The organism is Streptomyces sp. NPDC012888 (genome assembly GCF_042900645.1).
Classification (GTDB): Bacteria; Actinomycetota; Actinomycetes; order Streptomycetales; family Streptomycetaceae; genus Streptomyces.
On sequence record NZ_JBIBBM010000016.1, the window covers coordinates 51,645 to 72,372 of the forward strand.

Genomic DNA, 20,728 nt, shown 5'->3' on the forward strand with positions numbered 1-20,728 from the left:
CGGTCCCCGGGGAAAAGGGGGACGGCCGGAGCCCCCGCACAGTAGGCTCCGGCCGTCGGCTTTTTGGCCGTACGGGATCAGATGTCGAGGCCGGTCAGGACCAGGACTCGCTCGTACGTGTAGTCGTCCATCGCGTAGCGGACACCCTCGCGGCCGACACCGGACTGCTTGACACCGCCGTACGGCATCTGGTCGGCGCGGTAGGAGGGGGCGTCGCCGACGACGACGCCGCCGACCTCAAGCTCGCGGTGGGCGCGGAACGCGGTCTGGACGTTGTGGGTGAACACGCCGGTCTGCAGGCCGAACTTCGAGTCGTTGACCTTGGCGAAGGCCTCGTCGGTGTTCTCCACGCGGTGCAGGGTGAGGACCGGTCCGAAGACCTCCTCGCAGGCCAGGGTGACGCCGTCGGGCAGCTCGGCGAGCACGGTCGGCTCGTACGAGGCGCCCTCGCGCTTGCCGCCGGTGAGGAGCTTGGCGCCGGCGGCGACGGCCTCGTCCACCCAGGACTCGACGCGCTTGGCGGCGTCCTCGGAGACCAGCGGGCCGACGTCGGTGGCGTCGTCCGCGGGGTCGCCGGTGACCTGGGCCTGGACCTTGGCGACGACCTTCTCCACGAGGCGGTCGTAGACGGAGGCGTCGGCGATCACGCGCTGCACGGAGATGCAGGACTGGCCGGCCTGGTAGTTGGAGAAGGTCGCGATGCGGGTCGCGGCCCAGTCCAGGTCCGCCTCGGAGGACCAGTCGTCGAGGACGACGGCGGCGGCGTTGCCGCCGAGCTCCAGGGTGCAGTGCTTGTGGGGCACCGACTGCTGGATGGCGTAGCCGACCTTGTCGGAGCCGGTGAAGGAGATGACGGGCAGGCGCTCGTCCTGGACCAGGGCCGGCATCTTGTCGTTGGCGACGGGCAGCACGGACCAGGAGCCGGCGGGCAGGTCGGTCTCGGCGAGCAGCTCGCCGAGGATCAGACCGGACAGCGGGGTGGCCGGGGCGGGCTTGAGGATGATGGGGGCGCCGACGGCGATGGCCGGGGCGACCTTGTGGGCGCACAGGTTCAGCGGGAAGTTGAACGGGGCGATGCCGAGGACCGGGCCCTTGACGAAGCGGCGGGTCAGGGCGAGGCGGCCCACGCCGCCGGCGTCGGTGTCGAGGCGCTGGGCCTCGCCGCCGTTGAAGCGGCGGGCTTCCTCGGCGGCGAACCGGAACACGGAGACGGCGCGGCCGACCTCGCCGCGGGCCCACTTGATGGGCTTGCCGTTCTCGGCGGAGATCAGCTGGGCGATCTCCTCGGTGCGCTCGGCGAGGCGCTTGGACACGTGGTCCAGGGCGGCGGCGCGGACGTGGGCGGGGGTCGCGGAGAACTCCGCGGTCACGGCGTACGCCGCGGCCACTGCCTCTTCGACCTGGGCGTCGGTGGGCACGCTGACGGTGCCGACGAGACGGCCGTCCCACGGGTTGTGGACGTCGAAGCTGTCCTCGCCGGTCGCCTGGCGGCCGGCGAGCCAGAAGGCGTGGGTGGAAGTCATGCGGATCCCGGCCCTTCGGTGTGTGCGGTGGTGCCTGTCCCTCCCAAGGTAGGGCGGCGGGGGCGGTCTGGCGCTTGTCCGCACTGGAGCGGGGGCGGCTGCGCCTTCGCCGCTTTGTCACTGTTGCCGGCGGCCCGCGCATGCCGCCCGGCCCCGGCCGTCCCCGGCGCCTCCGACGGGGCCCGCTCGAACGCCGCTCGGGCTTGGGGCGCGGCCGGGCCGCGGTTCCGGGCTCGCCGGCGAGTGGGCGCGGGGGTCGGGGCAGAGCCCTGCGGGGCCCGGGGTGGGTCAGAGCGTCGGGGTCGTGGCCTTGAGGGCCAGCCAGAGTTCCATGCGGACGTCCGGGTCGTCCAGGGAGCGGCCGAGGATCTCCTCGACGCGCCGCATGCGGTAGCGGAGGGTGTGCCGGTGCACGCCGAGGTCCGCCGCGGCCGCGTCCCACTGGCCGTGCCGGGACAGCCACGCCTGGAGCGAGGCCACCAGGTCGCCGCGGCCCGTCGCGTCGTGCTCCCGCAGCGCCCGCAGCGTGCCGTCCGCGAAGGCCCGCACCGCGTCGTCCGCCAGCAGCGGCAGTACCGACCCCGCCGCCAGGTCCTCGTGCTCGACCAGCGGGCGGCCCCGCCGCCGGGCGACGGCCAGGGCCTGGTCGGCCTGCTTGAACGCGGCCCCCGCGCCCGCCGGGTCCGCCGTGGCGGACAGGCCGACGACGACCTCGTCCGGCTCGGGGCCGGTCGCGTCCCGGCCCCGCCGCGACTCCTGGGCCTCCGCGTGGTCGGCGACCGCCTGCACCGCCGCCCCGCCCTCCCCCGCGAGCAGCACCAGCCGCCCGGGGTCCGGGACCAGCAGCACCGCCTCGCCGGCCCGCCCGGCCGCCGCCTCGACCGCGTCGGCGAGCAGGGCCAGCCCCTCCTGCCGGTCGGCGCCCGAGACCGCGGGTTCGGCGATGACCAGCCGGAACGGGGCCTCGAGCAGCGCCCCGTACAGGTCGCCGGCCACCGCCCGGGCGTGCTCCGCCTCGCCGGCGAGCAGCATCCGCAGCACCGCCGCGCCCAGCCGGGCCTCGGCCTCGTGCAGCGAGCGGGAGCGTTCGGTGGTGAGGGTGAGCAGGGCCACCGCGGAGTGCACCGCGTACCGTTCGGCCGTGCCGAGCGGGGCACCGGTGCCGACCGCGAGGGCGCCGCGGGCGCGCCGGCCGGTGCCCAGGGACTGGAGTTCGACCCGGTCCTCGGAGCCGCCGACGACCGCGCTGGCCGGGGCGGGCCGCTCCCGGAGGCGTTCCACGTCGGGGGTGAGCCGGGCGGCCCGCCGCGCGGCCCACTCCGGGGCGGCGGCGACCACGGCGCCGGAGGAGTCGTACAGCGCGGCCCAGCCCTGGACGTGCGCGGCGAGCCGGGTGAGGAGTTCGACCGGCCCGTCGGCGGACAGCGCGGCGCGGGTCAGTTCCCGCTGGGCCTCGAACCCGGCGGTGACGGCCCGGTACTGGTCGGCGGCGAGGGCCGCGGAGACGGCCTTGCTGATGGCGAGGAACGGGGTCCGCCGCGGAACCTCCAGCAGCGGCAGGTCCTCCTCCCGCGCGGCCGCGAGCAGGGCCTCCGGGATGGCCTCGTAGTTCACGCCGACGGCGAAGCCGATGCCGACGACGCCCGCCGCGGCGAGCCGCCGTACGTAGCGGCGCATCTCCTCCGGGTCCTCGGCGTCCAGTTTCATCGCGGTGATGAGGAGCAGCTCGCCGCCCTCCATGTACGGCACCGGGTCGGCGAGCTCGCTGACGTGGGCCCAGCGCACGGGGGTGTCGAGGCGGCCCTCCCCCGCGCGGACGCTGAGCTTGAGCGCCGAGTGCTGGACGAGCGAGGCGAGGGTGAGCGGCATCTGGGGCTTTCCGGGAGGCGGTTTTCGCCGTGGCGTATGAACGGCTCAGCTCGATTCTGCCACCCCGTACGGGTTCCCGGTGTGTTCAGCCCTCCAGCCGGACCAGCAGCGGGGCGGCCCGCTCCCCGCGGACCGAGGTCAGCGAGAGCACCGCGTGCCCTGGGGGTACGGCGTGCGCGAGCTCGGAGGCCGACCACCGTTCGCGCTCCACCTGCCGGACGGTGACGGCGTCGGTGGTGACGGCCTTGCCGGTGACCAGCTTGCGGAAGGCGTGGACGGCCCGGGTGAGGGGCTGGTCGGCGAAGACGGTGCGGCTGGTGACGTCCCTGGCCTCCACCCACTCGGTCCCCCAGGCCTCGGCGAAGCGCCGGCCGTCCCAGGTGGTGATCCCGGAGAAGGCCAGGCGGCAGCCGACGGCCCCGAAGAGGGGGGTGCGCAGCTCCTCCGGTACGTCGTCCAGGCTGCGCAGGGCCAGCAGGACCCCGGCGTTGGCCGAGCGGAGCCGCTGCACCCCGCGGACGGTCTCCCGGGTGAGGGTGTGCGCGGCGTCGTCCAGGGCGAGGAAGGCGAACAGGGAGCGGTCGGCGCGGGCGGTGGCGCCGGCGGCGAACTGGGCGAGCAGCAGCCGGGCGAGCATGCGGGAGGCGTCGGCGTGGCCGCGTTCGGGCAGGTCGACGCGGACCCGGACGGGGTGTTCCAGGCTGCGGAGGGAGAAGGGGCGGCCGTGCCGGCCGGTGGTGTCGAAGAACCCGTGGAAGGCGGGCCGGTCGAGCAGGGCGGTCCGGTCGGCGAGCAGCGGGCCCGGGTCGCCGTGCGCGCCGGCCTGGCGGGCCCTGGCGTCGAGTTCGCGGAGCATGCCGTCCTCCCCGGCGGTGTGCAGGGCGTGGCGCAGCGCGTCCAGGGCGGCGGGGACCCCGTCGAGGAGTTCGCGCAGTTCGGGGACGCCGGGGAAGCGGCCGTGGGCGGTGCGGAACGGGCCGAGGAGCTGGGCGAGGGCGGTGGCGGCCCGGCGTACGTCGGTGCCGGGGACGTCGCCGACGAAGGCTTCGGCGAGCAGGGTGGCGGCCTCGTCGGGGTCGGTGGTGCCGCCGTACAGGTCGAGGTCGTGGGCGGTGGCGGGGTCGCCGATCCGGACGACGACGTCGTACGCCTCGTCCGGGCCGAGCGGGGTGCCCGCCGCGCAGACGGCGACGACGGCGGCCTGGCCGGCGAGGGCCTGCAGGGCGAGGGACTCGACGACCGGCCGGACCAGCCGGCTGGTCTTGCCGGTGCCGGGCGGCCCGACGGCGAGCAGCGAGGTGCCGAGCACGGCGGGGTCGAGCGCGAGGCCGGTGCCCCGGCGCGGGTAGGGGTTGCGCGGGCCGTCCTCGACGGTGCCGAGCCGGACCTGGCGGGCCAGCAGGTCGTGCCGGGCGGCCCGGACGGGCAGGTCCCGGGCGCCGGACGGATGGACGCAGGCCCCGGCGCCGCGGTCGTGGACGGCGTCGGCGAAGGCGGCGCGACGGGCGGGGTCGGCGAGTACGGAGTCCCAGGCGCGGCGGATGCGGGCGGCGTCGACGTCGTTCATCCGCCCGGCGGCGGCGTCGGCGCGCAGCCGGTCGGCGGCCGCGTCCAGGCCGGCGGCGCGCAGCTGGGGCCATTCGGCGGGGTCGGCGGGACCGCCGGGGGCGGGGGGTTCGGGGTGCCGGGCCCGTACGGCGGCGCGTTCGGCGGGGCCGCGGACGACGCGGCGGCCGAGTTCGGCCCAGCGGCCGAGCCGTCCGAAGCCGTAGAGGAGCGTTCCTGCGACGAGGGCGTACCAGACGTAGGAGGCGACGACGGAGGGCAGCCGGTTCGCCCAGGAGTCGGGGGTGAACATGTAGAGGGGCCAGAGCCAGAACCCGCCGAGGTAGCCGTTCCACAGCAGGGACCACAGCAGCAGCCCGGCCAGCAGTGAGATCAGCGCACCGCTGACCAGTTGGCGGGTGGGGGTGGGCTCGGGCTCCTCGGCGGGCCGCGGGACGTGCCCGTACGCCCAGACGCCGGGCCCTTCGGGGCGGCGCGGGGTGCGCAGCCAGTCGGCGAAGGCGGTGGCCGGGCCGGGGGCGTGGGCGGGGCGGGGCGGCACCCCGGCCGCGGGGCCGCCGGGCGGCGGGCCACCGGCCGCCGGCGCGCCGGGCACGGGCGGGAGGGGCACGGGCGGGAGGGGCACGGGCGGGAGGGGCGGGGGGCCGGCGGGCTTCGGCACCTGGCCCGCGCGCCGGGTGGCGTCGTGCGTGCTGCCGTGCGTGCCGTCGGTGTCCATGAACCCCTGCCCCCTGCCGGTTTCCATTGCTGCGGCGCTCAATCTAGTGCCCGTGGCCGCCCCGCGGGCGGAGCCGGCCCCGGTCGGCCGGCCCGGTCGCCGGAGCGCGCCGGGGCTGCGGCGGAGCGGGGCCAGGAGGCGGTGCGGGGCGTGCGTCCGGAGGGGTGAGCGGGGTCCCTCTATGGCCGTCACGGACAAGGACACGCGGCCACCACTACCGAACGGAGCATGCCGAGGCCCCTCCCCCGGCCCTAGCCTGCGGATCAAAGACACAAGTGCGTCCGAAAACCCCAGGAGCCCCCTATGACCGCTGTCCCGCAGGAGCGCAAGCTCGTCACCGCGATCCCCGGCCCGAAGTCGCAGGAGCTTCAGGCCCGCCGCGTGGAGGCGGTGGCCGGAGGCGTGGGCTCGGTGCTGCCCGTCTTCACCGCGCGCGTGGACGGCGGCATCGTCGAGGACGTCGACGGCAACCGCCTGATCGACTTCGGCTCCGGCATCGCCGTGACCTCGGTCGGCGCCTCCGCCGAGGCCGTCGTGCGCCGCGCCACCGCCCAGCTGGAGAACTTCACCCACACCTGCTTCATGGTCACGCCCTACGAGGCGTACGTGGAGGTCTGCGAGGCGCTGGCCGAGCTGACCCCGGGCACCCACGCCAAGAAGTCCGCCCTGTTCAACTCGGGCGCCGAGGCCGTCGAGAACGCCGTCAAGATCGCCCGCGCGTACACCAAGCGCCAGGCCGTCGTCGTCTTCGACCACGGCTACCACGGCCGCACCAACCTGACCATGGCGCTGACCGCGAAGAACATGCCGTACAAGCACGGCTTCGGTCCGTTCGCCCCCGAGGTCTACCGCGTGCCGGTCGCCTACGGCTACCGCTGGCCCACGGGCGCCGAGAACTGCGGCCCCGAGGCCGCCGCCCAGGCGATCGACCAGATCACCAAGCAGATCGGCGCCGAGAACGTCGCCGCGATCATCATCGAGCCGGTGCTCGGCGAGGGCGGCTTCATCGAGCCGGCCAAGGGCTTCCTGCCGGAGATCGTCAAGTTCGCCAACGCCAACGGCATCGTCTTCGTGGCGGACGAGATCCAGTCCGGCTTCTGCCGCACCGGCCAGTGGTTCGCCTGTGAGGACGAGGGCATCGTCCCCGACCTGATCACCACCGCCAAGGGCATCGCGGGCGGTCTGCCGCTCGCCGCCGTGACCGGCCGCGCCGAGATCATGGACGCCGCGCACGCGGGCGGCCTGGGCGGCACCTACGGCGGCAACCCGGTGGCCTGCGCCGGTGCGCTCGGCGCCATCGAGACCATGAAGGAGCTCGACCTCAACGCCAAGGCGAAGAAGATCGAGTCGATCATGAAGTCGCGCCTGTCGGCGATGCAGGAGAAGTACGACATCATCGGCGACATCCGCGGCCGCGGCGCCATGATCGCGATCGAGCTGGTCAAGGACCCCGAGTCCAAGACCCCGAACCCGGAGGCGGCCGGCGCGCTGGCCAAGGCCTGCCACGCCGAGGGCCTGCTGGTCCTCACCTGCGGCACCTACGGCAACGTGCTCCGCTTCCTCCCGCCGATCGTCATCGGCGAGGACCTGCTCAACGAGGGCCTCGACCTGATCGAGGCGGCGTTCGCCGGCATCGGTACGGCGTCCGTCTGATCGAAGGTCCGAACACCGTGCTCGATCGGTACCAGCGGTAACCGTCGGGCGGTGTGAAGAAGGTGTGGGGGGCCGATGGCAGGAGCGCGATCCTGCTGTCGGTCCCCCTTCCGCTGCCGTACGGTTTCTGCAGATGAGTGAGACACCCCGCCCGCGGGCTTCCGAGGGCGACCCCGGCACCGGGCTTCCCCAGCGCCGTACCGGGCATGCGTTCGCGCACATCACTCCTCTCCGATCGGACGAACGCCCGCCCCAAACCCCCCGGGGCGCGCGCCGGCCCGATCCGGGCGGCCGTCCCGGAACCATCCCCCCTGTTCCTGGACGGCCGGCCATCCTCTCCGCCGCGTGCGTCCTCCTCTTCGCCCTGACGGCCTGGCAGGTCCTGGCCTCCGGCCCGCTGCTCGCCGTGGACGAGTCCCTCAGCCGTGTGCTGCTCCGCTCGGTGCCGGATGCCGTCACCGAACGCCTCGCCGACCTCGGCAACGTCCCGGTCGCCGTCCCCGTGCTGCTCGCGGCCATGGCGTACGCGCTGTACCGCGGCGCCCGGCGCGCGGTCCTCGCCGCCGGGGCGGCGATGCTCCTGGTGCCGGCCCTGGTGGTGCCGCTGAAGCTGTGGACGGCCCGGCCGGGCCCGCTGGAACCATGGGCCGCCGGCTACTTCCCCTCCGGGCACACGGCCACCGCGATGGTGGCCTACGGCTGCGCCGCCCTGCTGCTGTCCCCGTACGCGCGGCGCGCCCGGCGGGGGGCCGCCGCCGCGCCGGGGGCCGCCGCCGTGCTGCTCACGGTGGCGACGGCCCTGGGGCTGGTGCTGCGCGGTTTCCACTGGCCCCTGGACGTGCTGGCCAGCGTCCTGCTCTGCACTCCGCTCCTGCTGTGGGTACGGCACGGCGTCCGGCGGGACCGCGGCTGACCCGGGCGGCAGCCCGGCCCCCGTCAGGCCCCCGAGCCGTTCCGGGCCGGGCCCGGGACACCGGCGGCGGCCGCGTGCATCGCCCGCTCCAGCAGCACCGGGTCGGTGAGCGTGCCCCGGCCGTCCGGCGGCACCAGCCAGCGCACCCCGCCGGTGGCCCGGCCCGGATAGGGCACGACGATCCAGGTGCCGCGGCCGGCTCCGCGCACGCCCGTCGCCAGCCACCGGGCGGCCGTGCCGGCGGGCACGAAGAAGCCCACCCGGGAGCCCCCGAAGTCGGCGAGGACCGGGCCGGGCGGGGCGGGCAGCCGCCGGAGCACCTCCAGGGTGGCCGCCCCCAGCCCGCCGGGCAGGATCAGCACGTCCCAGCGCCGGCCGGCGGGCAGCAGCGCCACCCCGAGGGGATGGCGCTCCCACTCCCACCGGCAGGCGTCCGGGTCCGGCGCCGCCGAGACCAGCCACTCCACCGCCGTCTTGATCTCCGAGCCCTGCATCGCCCGGCCTCCGTTTCCCCGTGGTGAACGAACACGTCCTTCACCAGGAGGAGCGCGGTCGGATGCGAGGATGACGCGACTTTCACCACCCCGTGGGAGTGAAACGGGTCGAGGGGCGGGCACGGGAGTGCGCCGGGGGCGCGCATCGGGGGCGCGCACCGGTCGCGTCCGGGCCGGCGGGCCCGTCCGGCCGGCGGCCCGTCAGCTGTCGAAGCCGAGACCGAACCGGTCCATGGCGCGCAGCCACAGGTTGCGGTGGCCGCCGCGCGCGTCGGCCCGGGCCAGGGACCACTTGGTCAGCGTGATGCCGGTCCAGGCGATGGGCTCCGGCGGGAACGGCATCGGCTTGGAGCGGACCATCTTCAGCCGGGTGCGCTCGGTGGGGGTTCCGTCCAGCAGGTCGAGCATCACGTCGGCGCCGAACCGGGTCGCCCCGACGCCGAGCCCGGTGAAGCCGGCCGCGTAGGCGACCCGGCCGGAGTGCGCCGTGCCGAAGAACGCGGAGAACCGCGAGCAGGTGTCGATGGCCCCGCCCCAGGCGTGGCTGAAGTTCAGCCCCTCCAGCTGCGGGAAGCAGGTGAAGAAGTGCTGGGCCAGCCTGAGGTAGGTCTCCGGCCGGTGGTCGTACTCCGAGTCGAGCTTGCCCCGGTAGGGGTAGATCGCGTCGTAGCCGCCCCACAGGATCCGGTGGTCGGGGGTGATGCGGAAGTAGTGGAACTGGTTGGCGCTGTCGCCGAGGCCCTGCCGGTTCTGCCATCCGACGGCCTTGAGCTGCTCGGGCGAGAGCGGCTCGGTCATCAGCGCGTAGTCGTACACCGGGACGGTGAACGGCCGGATCCGCTTGACCAGGGACGGGAAGATGTTGGTGCCGAGGGCGACCCGGCGGGCGAACACCCGGCCGTAGGGCGTGCGGACGGCCATGCCGGCGCCGGAGCCGGTGAGGTCCAGGCCGCGGGTGTTCTCGTAGATGCGGACGCCGAGGTCCAGGCATGCCTGCTTGAGGCCCCAGGCGAGCTTCGCCGGGTTGAGCATGGCCACGCCGTGGCGGTCCCAGAGGCCGCCGAGGAAGGTCGGCGAGTCGACCTGCGCCCGGACGGCGTCCTTGTCGAGGAGCTCCAGGCCGCCGGCGAGGCCGAGGCCCTCGGCCTGGGCGTACAGCTCGTGCAGCTCCTCGACCTGGTGGGGTTCGGTGGCCACGTCGATCTCGCCGGTGCGTTCGAAGTCGCAGTCGATGCCGTAGCGGGCGACGGCCGCCTCGATCTCGTCGAGGTTGCGGGCGCCCAGCTCCTCCAGCCGGTCGAGCTCGTCGGGCCAGCGGGACAGGCCGTTGGAGAGGCCATGGGTGAGGGAGGCGGCGCAGAAGCCGCCGTTCCGGCCGGAGGCGGCCCAGCCCGCCTCCTTGCTCTCGATCAGTACGACGTCGCGGCCGGGGTCGCGCTCCTTGGCGATCAGCGCGGTCCACAGCCCGCTGTAGCCGCCGCCGACGACCAGCAGGTCGCAGTGCTCGTCGCTGGTCAGGGCGGGTCGTGCGGCGGGCTTGCCGGGGTCGTCGAGCCAGTACGAGACCGGCAGTGCTTCGGAAAGGGATCGTGTGACACTTCGCATGGCGACTGGGGCCATGGCTTCCAACTCCCTACGGAATTGCTGGACTACTTGGGCTGTGCCTTCTTGCGGCGGTTGCCGGCCATCTGGCCGGCCAGCACCACCAGCACCGCGATGACGAACATCGCCGTACCGATGACGTTGATCTGTACGGGCGTACCGCGCTGCGCCGAACCCCACACGAACATGGGGAAGGTGACGGTGTTGCCCGAGTTGAAGTTGGTGATGATGAAGTCGTCGAAGGAGAGCGCGAAGGAGAGCAGCGCTCCCGCCGCGATGCCGGGGGCGGCGATCGGCAGGGTCACCCGGAGGAAGGTCTGCACCGGGCCCGCGTAGAGATCGCGGGCGGCCTCCTCCAGGCGGGGGTCCATCGACAGCACGCGCGCCTTCACGGCGGCGACGACGAAGCTGAGGCAGAACATGACGTGGGCGATCAGGATCGTCCAGAAGCCCAGCTCGATGCCCATGTTGAGGAAGAGCGCGAGCAGCGAGGCGGCCATCACGATCTCCGGCATGGCCATGGGCAGGAAGATCAGCGAGTTGACCGCGCCGCGGGCCCGGAACCGGTAGCGGACCAGCGCGAAGGCGATCATCGCGCCGAGCACGGTCGCGCCGATGGTGGCCCAGAGGGCGATCTGGAGGGACAGCGCGAGGGAGCCGCACAGGTCGGCCACGCCGCAGGGGTCCTTCCACGCGTCGAGCGAGAACTCCTTCCAGGCGTAGTTGAACTTCCCGGCGGGGTCGTTGAAGGAGAACACCGTCACGACGACGTTCGGCAGGATCAGGTACGCGAGCGTGCCGAGACCCGCGATGACGACGAGGTTGCGTCGGAGCCACTGCATCAGACCAGGTCCTCCGTTCCCGCTCGGCGGATGTAGACGGTGACCATGATCAGCACGATGGCCATGAGGATGAAGGACAGCGCGGCCGCCGTCGGGTAGTCGAGGATCCGCAGGTACTGCGACTGGATGACGTTTCCGATCATCCGGGTGTCCGTGGAGCCGAGCAGTTCGGCGTTCACGTAGTCGCCGCTGGCCGGGATGAAGGTGAGCAGGGTCCCGGAGACGACGCCCGGCATGGACAGCGGGAAGGTGACCTTGCGGAAGGTCGTGGCGGGGGTGGCGTACAGGTCGCCGGCCGCCTCGTGGAGGCGGGTGTCGATGCGCTCCAGCGAGGTGTAGAGCGGCAGGATCATGAACGGCAGGAAGTTGTACGTCAGGCCGCAGACCACCGCGAGGGGGGTGGCCAGCACCCGGCCGCCCTCGGTCATGCCGAGCCAGCCGGTGACGTCCAGTACGTGCAGGGTGTTGAGGACCTCCACCACCGGGCCGCCGTCGGCCAGGATCGTCTTCCAGGCCAGGGTGCGGATCAGGAAGCTGGTGAAGAACGGCGCGATGACGAGGATCAGCAGCAGGTTGCGCCAGCGGCCGGCCTTGAAGGCGATCAGGTAGGCAAGCGGGTAGCCGAGCAGCAGGCACAGCGCGGTGGCGGTGCCGGCGTACAGCAGGGAGCGCAGGAACTGCGGGTAGTACTCGGTGAAGGCCTCCCAGTAGGTGGCGAAGTGCCAGGTGACCTGGAAGCCCTCCTCCAGCGAGCCGGTCTGCACCGAGGTCGAGGCCTGGTAGGCCATCGGGAGGACGAAGAACACCAGCAGCCACAGGATGCCCGGCAGCAGCAGCCAGTACGGGACGAGCCGCTTGCGGGTGGAGGGCTTGTGGACCGGGGGTCCGGCGGGGGCGGGCGCCTGCGGCGGCGCTTCGGTGACGGTCACGCGCTCTCCCCGACGGTCAGGGCGCCCGCGTCGATGTCCATCGACGCGTCGAGTCCGAAGGTGTGCTCCGGGTTCCAGTGCAGCACCACCTCGGCGCCGGGCACGAGCCGGGCGTCCCGCTCGACGTTCTGGACGTACACCTCCAGCCCGGCGCAGGCCGGGCTGTCGACCACGAACTGGGTGGACACGCCGATGAAGGAGGAGTCGGCGATCCGGCCGGTGACCTTGTTGCGGCCGGCGGCGACGGTGTGCTCCTCGCCGGCGGGGACCAGGGAGATCTTCTCCGGCCGGACGCCGACCAGCAGCTGCCCGCCGGTGCGCGGGGTGGTGGAGCAGCGGGCGCCGGGCAGCCGGAGCTTCGTACCGCTCGCGGAGACCACGACCTCGTCGCCGGCGGTCTCCACGGAGGCCTGGATGAGGTTGGAGGTGCCGAGGAAGTTCGCGACGAAGGTGGTGCGCGGGTTCTCGTACAGCTCGGCGGGGGCGCCCAGCTGCTCGACCCGGCCGCCGTTCATCACCGCGACCGTGTCGGCCATGGTCATGGCCTCCTCCTGGTCGTGGGTGACGTGCACGAAGGTGATGCCGACCTCGGTCTGGATCCGCTTGAGCTCCAGCTGCATCTGGCGGCGCAGCTTGAGGTCGAGGGCGCCCAGCGGCTCGTCGAGGAGCAGCACCTGGGGGTGGTTGATCAGGGCGCGGGCGACGGCGACGCGCTGCTGCTGGCCGCCGGAGAGCTGGTGCGGCTTGCGGCGGGCGAACTGGCCGAGCTGGACGAGGTCCAGCATCTCGTCGACCTGCTTCTTCACCGACTTGATGCCGCGGCGGCGCAGGCCGAACGCCACGTTCTCGAATATGTCCATGTGCGGGAAGAGGGCGTAGCTCTGGAACACCGTGTTCACGGGCCGCTTGTACGGCGGGAGATGCGTGACCTCCCGGTCGCCGAGGCTGACCGTGCCGGTGGAGGGTTCCTCCAGGCCGGCGATCATGCGCAGGGTGGTGGTCTTCCCGCAGCCGGAGGCTCCCAGCAGGGCGAAGAAGGAGCCCTGGGGGATGGTGAGGTCGAGCGGGTGGACGGCGGTGAAGGAGCCGTAGTGCTTGCTGATCCCGGCGAGGCGCACGTCGCCACCGGTGGTCTTGTCAGTCATGGAGGGATCCCGGGGTTGGGTCGGTCAAGGGGTCGTCGGGCCGGCGGCGTCGCGGGGCCGCCGGCGCGCCGCGGCCGCGCGCCGCTACGCGCCGATGAGCTTGGCGAACTTCTCCTCGTACGCGGTCTCTTCCTCGCTGGTGAGGGAGCGGAAGGCGTGCGACTTCGCGGCCATGGCCTTGTCCGGGACGATCAGGGTGTTGTCCGCGAGGGCCGGGTCGATCTTGGCGAGTTCGTCCTTGACCCCGTCGACGGGGCACACGTAGCTGATGTAGGCGGCCAGCTGCGCGGCGACCGGGAGCTCGTAGTAGTAGTCGATCAGCTTCTCGGCGTTGGCCTTGTGCCGGGCCTTGGCGGGGACCAGCAGGTTGTCGCTGGAGGTGATGTATCCGGCGGCCGGGATGGCGTACTGGATGTCGGGGTTGTCGGCCTGGAGCTGGATGACGTCGCCGGCCCAGGCCAGGCAGGCGGCGAGGTCGCCCTTGTCCAGGTCGGCGGTGTAGTCGTTGCCGGTGAAGCGGCGGATCTGCTTCTTGTCCACGCCCTTCTGGAGCCGGCCGACGGCGGCGTCGTAGTCGGCGTCGGCGAAGGCCGCCGGGTCCTTGCCCATGTCGAGCAGGGTCATGCCGACGGTGTCGCGCATCTCGGTGAGGAAGCCGACCCGGCCCTTGAGGGAGGGGTCGTCGAGCATCTGGGTGACGGAGTCGACCTTCTTCCCGCCGGTGGCCTTGGTGTTGTAGGCGATGACGGTGGAGATGCCGGTCCACGGGTAGGTGTACGCGCGGCCCGGGTCCCAGTCGGGGCTGCGGAACTGCGGGGACAGGTTCGCGAAGGCGTGCGGGAGGTGGGCGGGGTCGAGCCGCTGCGCCCAGCCGAGGCGGATGATGCGGGCGGCGAGCCAGTCGGTGACGACGACCAGGTCGCGGCCGGTGTCCTGGCCGGCGGCGAGCTGCGGCCTGATCTTGCCGAAGAACTCGACGTTGTCGTTGATGTCCTCGGTGTACTTGACCTCGATGCCGGTCCGCTTGGTGAACTCCTCCAGGGTGGGACGGCTCTTCTCGTCCTCGCTGGTGTCCATGTACTCGGTCCAGTTGGAGAACGCGAGCTGCTTCTCGGCGGCCGAGAAGTCCTCGGTGGCCGGGGCTCCGCGGTCCTCGCGCTTCGCGGGCGGGATCCCGCATCCGGCGAGGCCGGCCAGACCGCCGACGGTGAGCGCTCCGACTCCGGAGGCGCGCAGCAGCGAGCGGCGGGTGAGGGCGCCGCGGCCGCTGGTGAGACTGCGCCGCATCGCGGCGAGTTGCGCCGCCGACAGGCGGTCGGGCTCGTACTGCTCCATGCGCTGTGCCCTTTCGGGTGTCGTGGTGTCCGCTGGTCGGGCGGAGCGCTGCTATCGGTCCCCGAAGATCGTGCGGTGCCAGTCCTTGGCCGGCACCCCGGTGTTGTCGAACATCACGTGCTTGACCTGCGTGTACTCCTCGAAGGAGTAGACCGACATGTCCTTTCCGTAGCCGCTGGCCTTCGCCCCGCCGTGCGGCATCTCGCTGATGATCGGGATGTGGTCGTTGACCCAGACGCAGCCCGCCTGGATCTCGCGGGTGGCCCGGCCGGCCCGGTAGACGTCGCGGGTCCAGGCGGAGGCGGCGAGGCCGTAGGGGGTGTCGTTGGCCAGGGCCAGCCCCTCGTCGTCGGTGTCGAAGGGCAGGGCGACCAGGACCGGACCGAAGATCTCGGACTGGACGGCCTCGCTGTCCTGGGCGGCGCCGGCGATCAGGGTGGGACGGTAGTACGCGCCGGCGGCGAGCTCGCCACCGGGGGCCTCGCCGCCGGTGACGACGGTGGCGTAGCCGCGGGCCCGCTCGACGAAGCCGGCGACGCGGTCGCGCTGGGCGTGCGAGACGAGGGGGCCGAGGTCGGTGGTGGGGGCGAACGGGTCGCCCAGCCGTACGGTCTCCATCAGCTCGGCGACGCGGGCGGTGAAGGCCTCGTAGAGGGGGCGCTGGACGTAGGCGCGGGTGGCGGCGGTGCAGTCCTGGCCGGTGTTGATGAGGGAGGCGGCGACGGCGCCGTGTGCGGCGGCTTCGAGGTCGGCGTCGTCGAAGACGACGAACGGGGCCTTGCCGCCGAGCTCCAGGTGGAGCCGCTTGACGGTGGCGGTGGCGATCTCGGCGACGCGCTTGCCGACGGCGGTGGAGCCGGTGAAGGAGGTCATGACCACGTCGGGGTGGCCGACCAGGTGCTCGCCGGCGTCTCGGCCGGCGCCGGTGACGATGTTGACGACGCCGTCGGGGATCCCGGCCCGCTGGGCGGCCTGGGCGAACATCAGGGAGGTGAGCGGGGTGAGCTCGGCCGGTTTGAGGACGATGGTGTTGCCCGCGGCGATGGCCGGGAGGATCTTCCAGGCGGCCATCTGGAGGGGGTAGTTCCAGGGGGCGATGGAGCCGACGACGCCGAGCGGCTCGCGGCGGACGTAGGAGGTGTGGTCGCCGGAGTACTCGGCGGCGGCCTGGCCGGCGAGGTGGCGTGCGGCGCCCGCGAAGAACGCGGTGTTGTCGATGGTGCCGGGCACGTCGAACTCGGTGGACAGCTTGATCGGCTTGCCGCACTGGAGGGACTCGGCGTACGCGAACTCCTCCGCCTCCTCGGTGAGGACGGCGGCCAGCCGGTGCAGGGCGTCGGACCGCTCGCCCGGCGTGAGTCCGGCCCAGGCGGGGAAGGCCCGCTTGGCGGCGGCCACGGCCGCGTCGACGTCCCCGGTGCCCGCGAGTTCGTAGCGGAGGACCTCCTCGCCGGTGGCGGGGTCGACGACGGCGTGCCATCGTCCCGAGGTGCCGGACCGCAGCCGGCCGTCGATGAACTGCGCGCCCGCGGCGAAGCGGTCCTTGGTCTGGAAGCGGTTGCCCATCACGCTCTCCGTAGCTCCAGCTCGAATTGAGTGCCGATCCTGGCAGAGGCCTTCCTCCCCGCCAAGTGATTCCGTTGTTGCCTTTTGGTTACGCGACGGAATCGGTCGACCATCTGTCGAGCCTGGCCGCAAATCCCGTACGAAGTGTCCGTGGCGACTGGGAGACTGGCGTGCATGGAGAAGATCGACACGCTGATCGAGCAGGTCAGCCGGGGTGGACGGGTCAAGTATCTGCCCTTCTGGGGGCACCGGCCGCGCCCCGACGGCACCCTGGGCCCGAGCTGCCTCAGCCAGTGGTGGCCCTCGCCCTTCACCGTGCGTGACACCGTCTACGCCACCGCCGAGCACTGGATGATGGCGGAGAAGGCCAGGCTCTTCGGGGACGCGGAAGCGGAACGCGCGGCGCTCACCGCGAGCAGCCCGGCGGCGGCCAAGAAGGCGGGGCGGCTGGTGCGCGGTTTCGACGACGGGGTCTGGGAGCGCGAGCGCTACCGGATCGTGGTCGAGGGCAGCGTGCACAAGTTCTCCTCCGCTCCCGAGCTGACCGGGTTCCTGCTGGGCACCGGCGAGCGCGTGCTGGTCGAGGCGAGCCCGCTGGACCGGATCTGGGGCATCGGGCTGGCCGCGGACGACGAGCGGGCGGGCGACCCGAGGCGCTGGCGCGGGCTGAACCTGCTGGGCTTCGCGCTGATGGACGCGCGGGAGCGGCTGCGGAGCGCGGCCGCGGCCTGACCACGGGCGGGCCCCCGCCCGGGTTGCGGAGCCCGGCCGGGACCGGCCCGCCCGACGGGGGCTAATTGCGTGGCGGGCCCGCCCGGGTACTCGTAAGGTCGTCACATCGCACCTCCCGGTGCGCCCGGCACGCGGCTACTTCTTCCACGAAACCACGCCGCCGCCACTTCGATCTCGGGAGGCGCGCGTGGTGGGTGCCCGGTGCGCAGGCAGCGGTTACTTCTTCCGTCTGGTGGTTGCGGGTTCAAGTCCCGTCCGGCTCCGGCCGGTAGCTCAATCCGGGAGAGCACCAGAAACAGTCCGCCGCCGACCCGATCTCGGGCACCCTCCACGTCCGCCTCCCCGAACCAGCCGTGAATTCGGGGGGATTCACCATGTCCCGCTTCAACCAGCGCCGTACGCGCACGGCCACCGCGCCCCTGTCGCCGGTCCGCTCCACCGGGCGGACCGCCCCTACGGAGCTCGGCGGCGCGGGCCACCTGCGCGAGCCGCGCTCCGAGCTGTTCCTGCTCGCCGTCGCCAACTTCGTCTCCCAGACGACCTTCCACGAGGGCGCCGGAGACCGGGACGACCGGTTCGCCTCGCTGGTGCGCCGGCTCGCGGTCGAGGACCCCGAGTGGACGGCCGGGCTGCTGGGCTGGCTGCGCGGCGAGGGCAACATGCGGACCGCCTCCCTGGTCGGGGCGGCCGAGTACGTCAGGGCGCGGCTCGAAGCGGGCGCGGTCGACGGCCCGTCCAACCGGTCCGTCGTGGACAGCGTGCTCCAGCGGGCCGACGAGCCCGGGGAGTTCCTCGCGTACTGGACCTCCGCGTACGGGCGGAACGTGCCCAAGCCGGTCAAGCGCGGAATCGCCGACGCGGTGCGCCGGCTCTACTCCGGCACCTCCCTGCTGAAGTACGACACGGCCTCCAAGGGCTACCGCTTCGGTGACGTGCTCAACCTGGTCCACGCCTCCCCCGACCCCGCCAAGCCGTGGCAGGGCGATCTGTTCCGGTACGCCCTGGACCGCCGGCACCATCCGGAGTCGGCGGTGCCGCCGGCGTCCAGCCCCGTACTGGCCGCCCACCGGGAACTGATGGAACTGCCGGTCGCCGAGCGGCGGGCGGTGGTGACCGGCCCGGGCGGCGCGGAACGCCTCGCCGCGGCGGGGATGACCTGGGAGGCGCTGGCCGGCTGGCTGCGGGGGCCGATGGACGCGGCGGCCTGGGAGGCGGTCATCCCGTCCATGGGCCCGATGGCGCTGCTGCGGAACCTCAGGAACTTCGACGCGGCCGGGGTCTCGGACGAGGTGGCCGCACGGGTCGCGGAGCGGATCTCCGCCCCGGAGGAGGTGGCCCGGTCCCGGCAGTTCCCGTTCCGCTACCTGGCCGCCCACCAGCACGCGCCCTCACTGCGCTGGGCGTACCCGCTGGAGCGGGCGCTCGGGCACTCGCTGGCCAACGTGCCCGCGCTGCCCGGGCGGACGCTGGTCCTGGTGGACCGGTCCGGGTCGATGTTCTGGGCGGCGGCGTCCCAGCGGTCGAAGCTCAACCGGGCCGACGCGGCGGCGCTGTTCGGCACCGCGCTGGCGCTGCGCGCCGACCACGCGGACCTGGTGGAGTACGGCACGAGCAGCGCCGCGGTCCCGTACCGCAGGGGCGAGTCCGTCCTGAAGGTGCTGGAGCGGTTCCACGACCTCGGCGGCACGGACACCACCGGGGCGGTGCGCGCGCACTACCGCGGGCACGACCGGGTCCTCATCGTCACCGACGAGCAGCACGGCCCGGCGGCGCACCCGGACGGCCCGACCTCCCAGGTGCCGGCCGACGTGCCCGTGTACACCTGGAACATGGCCGGCTACCGGGTGGGCCACGGCCCGTCCGGCGGTGCGCACCGGCACACGTTCGGCGGGCTCACCGACGCCGCGTTCCGGATGGTGCCGCTGATCGAGAGCGGCCGGTCCGCCGACTGGCCCTGGGCCGGCTGAGGCGCGCCCCTCCCGCCGGCCTCCCGGGCACGTACCGCGCCCGGGAGGCCGGCGTGCCTACGATGAGGCCCTGCCCCGTCCGCCGCACCGCACCCGAAGGACCTCCATGACCGACCTGCACCCCTTCATCGCGGGGCTGCCCAAGGCCGAACTCCACGTGCACCACGTGGGATCCGCGTCGCCCCGCATCGTGGCCGAACTGGCCGCCCGGCACCCGGACTCGAAGGTGCCGACCGACCCCGAGGCGCTCGCCGACTACTTCACCTTCACCGACTTCGCGCACTTCATCGACGTCTACCTGTCGGTGGTGGACCTGGTGCGCACGCCGGAGGACGTGCGGCTGCTCACCTTCGAGGTCGCCCGCGACATGGCCCGGCAGAACATCCGCTACGCCGAGCTGACGATCACCCCGTACTCCTCGACCCGCCGGGGCATCGACGAGAAGGCCTTCATGGAGGCCATCGAGGACGCCCGCCGGGCCGCCGAGGCGGAGCTGGGCGTCGTCCTGCGCTGGTGCTTCGACATCCCGGGCGAGGCCGGCCTGGAGGCCGCGGCGGAGACCGCCCGGCTCGCCGTCGACCTGCGCCCCGAGGGCCTGGTCTCGTTCGGGCTGGGCGGGCCCGAGATCGGCGTGCCGCGCCCGCAGTTCAAGCCGTACTTCGACCGGGCGCGGGCGGCCGGCCTGCACAGCGTGCCGCACGCGGGCGAGACGACCGGCCCGCAGACGATCTGGGACGCGATCAACGAGCTGGGTGCCGAGCGCATCGGCCACGGCACCAGCGCCACCCAGGACCCGGACCTGCTGAAGTACCTGGCCGACCACCGGATCGCGCTGGAGGTCTGCCCCACCTCCAACATCGCGACCCGGGCCGTCACCGACCTCGACCGGCACCCGGTCAAGGAGATGGCCGCGGCGGGTGTGCTGGTCACCGTCAACAGCGACGACCCGCCGATGTTCGGCTCCGACCTGAACAACGAGTACGCGGTCGCGGCCCGCCTGCTGGAGCTGGACGAGCGCGGTCTGGCCGCGCTCGCCAGGAACGCCGTGGAGGCCTCGTTCCTGGACCCGGCCGGCAAGGCCCGGCTGGCGGCGGAGATCGACACGTACACCGAAGCCTGGCTGGCCCGCTGACCGGAGCGGACAATGGGACGATGCGCACCACCACGGCCGTCGCGCACCGCGGCGATCCCTACCGAGTACGTGAGAACACCCTCGACTCGATCCGCTCCGCGTTCGCGCGCGGGGCGGACGCGGTCGAGATCGACGTACGGCTCACCCGCGACGGGGTTCCGGTCCTGCTGCACGACGACTCGCTCAGACGGCTGTGGCGTGCGGACGTCCCGCTGTCCGGGATGACCGCCGCCCAGCTGCGGGAGCTCACCGGCGGCCGGGTCCCCACCCTCCGGGAGGCCCTGCAGGCCGCCGGGGCCGGCCGGGTCATGATCGACCTGCCGGGGGCCTCGGCGGAGGCGGTGCGGACGGTGGTGGGCCAGGTCCGCGAGTGCGGCGCCCGCGACCGCACGTACTACTGCGCCGGCCCCACGACGATGCTGGCCGTCCGCGCCGCCGATCCGGGCGCGGAGATCGCGCTGACCTGGACCACCCTCAGCCCGCCCCGCCGGGTTCTGCTGGACGCGGTGGCGCCGCGCTGGCTGAACTACCGGTTCGGCCTGGTCACCCCCGAGCTGACCGGGGCCCTGCACCGGGACGGGCTGCTGGTCTCGGCCTGGACGGCGGACACCCGCCGGACGATGCGGAGGCTGCTCGCGGCCGGCGTGGACTCGATCACCACGAACCGCATCGACGCCCTGACCGAGGTCCGCGCCGAACACGGCCGCTAGGCCACCGCCGGCACCCGGCACCCCGCACCCGG

At 73.4% G+C, this 20,728-nt stretch carries 16 protein-coding genes; 6 read left to right on the forward strand and 10 right to left on the reverse strand.

Annotated elements, in window-relative coordinates:
* Positions 1-77: 77 nt before the first annotated feature.
* The 3 genes from ACFY61_RS25395 to ACFY61_RS25405 all read right to left on the reverse strand — a co-directional run bounded on the left by ACFY61_RS25395 (position 78) and on the right by ACFY61_RS25405 (position 5,676).
* A complete protein-coding gene (locus tag ACFY61_RS25395; protein WP_389475411.1) occupies positions 78-1,523 on the reverse strand; it encodes an aldehyde dehydrogenase family protein in 1,446 nt (481 codons plus the stop codon).
* Between the two features lie 288 nt (positions 1,524-1,811).
* Positions 1,812-3,392, reverse strand: coding sequence for a PucR family transcriptional regulator (locus tag ACFY61_RS25400; protein ID WP_389475413.1), 1,581 nt, complete (start codon positions 3,390-3,392; stop codon positions 1,812-1,814).
* Positions 3,393-3,477: 85 nt separating this feature from the next.
* Positions 3,478-5,676: an ATP-binding protein gene (locus ACFY61_RS25405; RefSeq protein ID WP_389475643.1), complete on the reverse strand. Its 2,199-nt coding sequence runs from the start codon at positions 5,674-5,676 to the stop codon at positions 3,478-3,480.
* A gap of 303 nt (positions 5,677-5,979) precedes the next feature.
* Between ACFY61_RS25405 and gabT the strand changes: the two genes are divergently transcribed.
* Together gabT and ACFY61_RS25415 are read left to right on the forward strand one after the other, a co-directional pair.
* Positions 5,980-7,329, forward strand: a complete 1,350-nt coding sequence (gabT, locus tag ACFY61_RS25410) for a 4-aminobutyrate--2-oxoglutarate transaminase (protein WP_389475415.1) — start codon at positions 5,980-5,982, stop codon at positions 7,327-7,329.
* Between the two features lie 133 nt (positions 7,330-7,462).
* Complete coding sequence (locus ACFY61_RS25415; protein WP_389475417.1) at positions 7,463-8,242, forward strand: phosphatase PAP2 family protein; 780 nt, start codon at positions 7,463-7,465, stop codon at positions 8,240-8,242.
* A 23-nt stretch (positions 8,243-8,265) separates the two neighbouring features.
* Here ACFY61_RS25415 and ACFY61_RS25420 read toward each other — a convergent pair whose 3' ends face one another.
* The 7 genes from ACFY61_RS25420 to ACFY61_RS25450 all read right to left on the reverse strand — a co-directional run bounded on the left by ACFY61_RS25420 (position 8,266) and on the right by ACFY61_RS25450 (position 16,155).
* Entirely contained in the window at positions 8,266-8,736 is a 471-nt protein-coding gene (locus tag ACFY61_RS25420) for a hypothetical protein (protein ID WP_389475419.1), read from the reverse strand.
* Positions 8,737-8,937: 201 nt separating this feature from the next.
* The gene (locus tag ACFY61_RS25425; protein WP_389475421.1) at positions 8,938-10,356 is read right to left on the reverse strand and encodes an NAD(P)/FAD-dependent oxidoreductase; all 1,419 of its coding nucleotides are present in this window, start codon (positions 10,354-10,356) and stop codon (positions 8,938-8,940) included.
* A gap of 29 nt (positions 10,357-10,385) precedes the next feature.
* The gene (locus ACFY61_RS25430; protein ID WP_389475422.1) at positions 10,386-11,180 is read right to left on the reverse strand and encodes an ABC transporter permease; all 795 of its coding nucleotides are present in this window, start codon (positions 11,178-11,180) and stop codon (positions 10,386-10,388) included.
* A complete protein-coding gene (locus tag ACFY61_RS25435; protein ID WP_389475424.1) occupies positions 11,180-12,109 on the reverse strand; it encodes an ABC transporter permease in 930 nt (309 codons plus the stop codon). The genes ACFY61_RS25430 and ACFY61_RS25435 overlap by 1 nt, the downstream gene beginning before the upstream one ends.
* Complete coding sequence (locus ACFY61_RS25440) at positions 12,106-13,254, reverse strand: ABC transporter ATP-binding protein (RefSeq protein WP_389475425.1); 1,149 nt, start codon at positions 13,252-13,254, stop codon at positions 12,106-12,108. Before ACFY61_RS25440 ends, ACFY61_RS25435 begins: the two co-directional genes overlap by 4 nt.
* 84 nt (positions 13,255-13,338) lie before the next feature.
* Positions 13,339-14,589, reverse strand: coding sequence for a spermidine/putrescine ABC transporter substrate-binding protein (locus ACFY61_RS25445; protein WP_389475427.1), 1,251 nt, complete (start codon positions 14,587-14,589; stop codon positions 13,339-13,341).
* Positions 14,590-14,640: 51 nt separating this feature from the next.
* Complete coding sequence (locus ACFY61_RS25450) at positions 14,641-16,155, reverse strand: gamma-aminobutyraldehyde dehydrogenase (protein WP_389475429.1); 1,515 nt, start codon at positions 16,153-16,155, stop codon at positions 14,641-14,643.
* A gap of 174 nt (positions 16,156-16,329) precedes the next feature.
* Here ACFY61_RS25450 and ACFY61_RS25455 point away from each other — a divergent pair, with 174 nt between their 5' ends.
* The 4 genes from ACFY61_RS25455 to ACFY61_RS25470 all read left to right on the forward strand — a co-directional run bounded on the left by ACFY61_RS25455 (position 16,330) and on the right by ACFY61_RS25470 (position 20,696).
* Entirely contained in the window at positions 16,330-16,887 is a 558-nt protein-coding gene (locus ACFY61_RS25455; RefSeq protein WP_389475431.1) for an NADAR family protein, read from the forward strand.
* Between the two features lie 374 nt (positions 16,888-17,261).
* The gene (locus ACFY61_RS25460) at positions 17,262-18,854 is read left to right on the forward strand and encodes a TROVE domain-containing protein (protein WP_389475433.1); all 1,593 of its coding nucleotides are present in this window, start codon (positions 17,262-17,264) and stop codon (positions 18,852-18,854) included.
* A 70-nt stretch (positions 18,855-18,924) separates the two neighbouring features.
* Positions 18,925-19,986 carry an adenosine deaminase gene (locus ACFY61_RS25465; RefSeq protein ID WP_389475645.1) on the forward strand — a complete coding sequence of 354 codons (1,062 nt, stop codon included), beginning with the start codon at positions 18,925-18,927 and terminating at the stop codon, positions 19,984-19,986.
* A 20-nt stretch (positions 19,987-20,006) separates the two neighbouring features.
* Positions 20,007-20,696, forward strand: a complete 690-nt coding sequence (locus ACFY61_RS25470; RefSeq protein ID WP_389475434.1) for a glycerophosphodiester phosphodiesterase — start codon at positions 20,007-20,009, stop codon at positions 20,694-20,696.
* Positions 20,697-20,728: the final 32 nt, after the last annotated feature.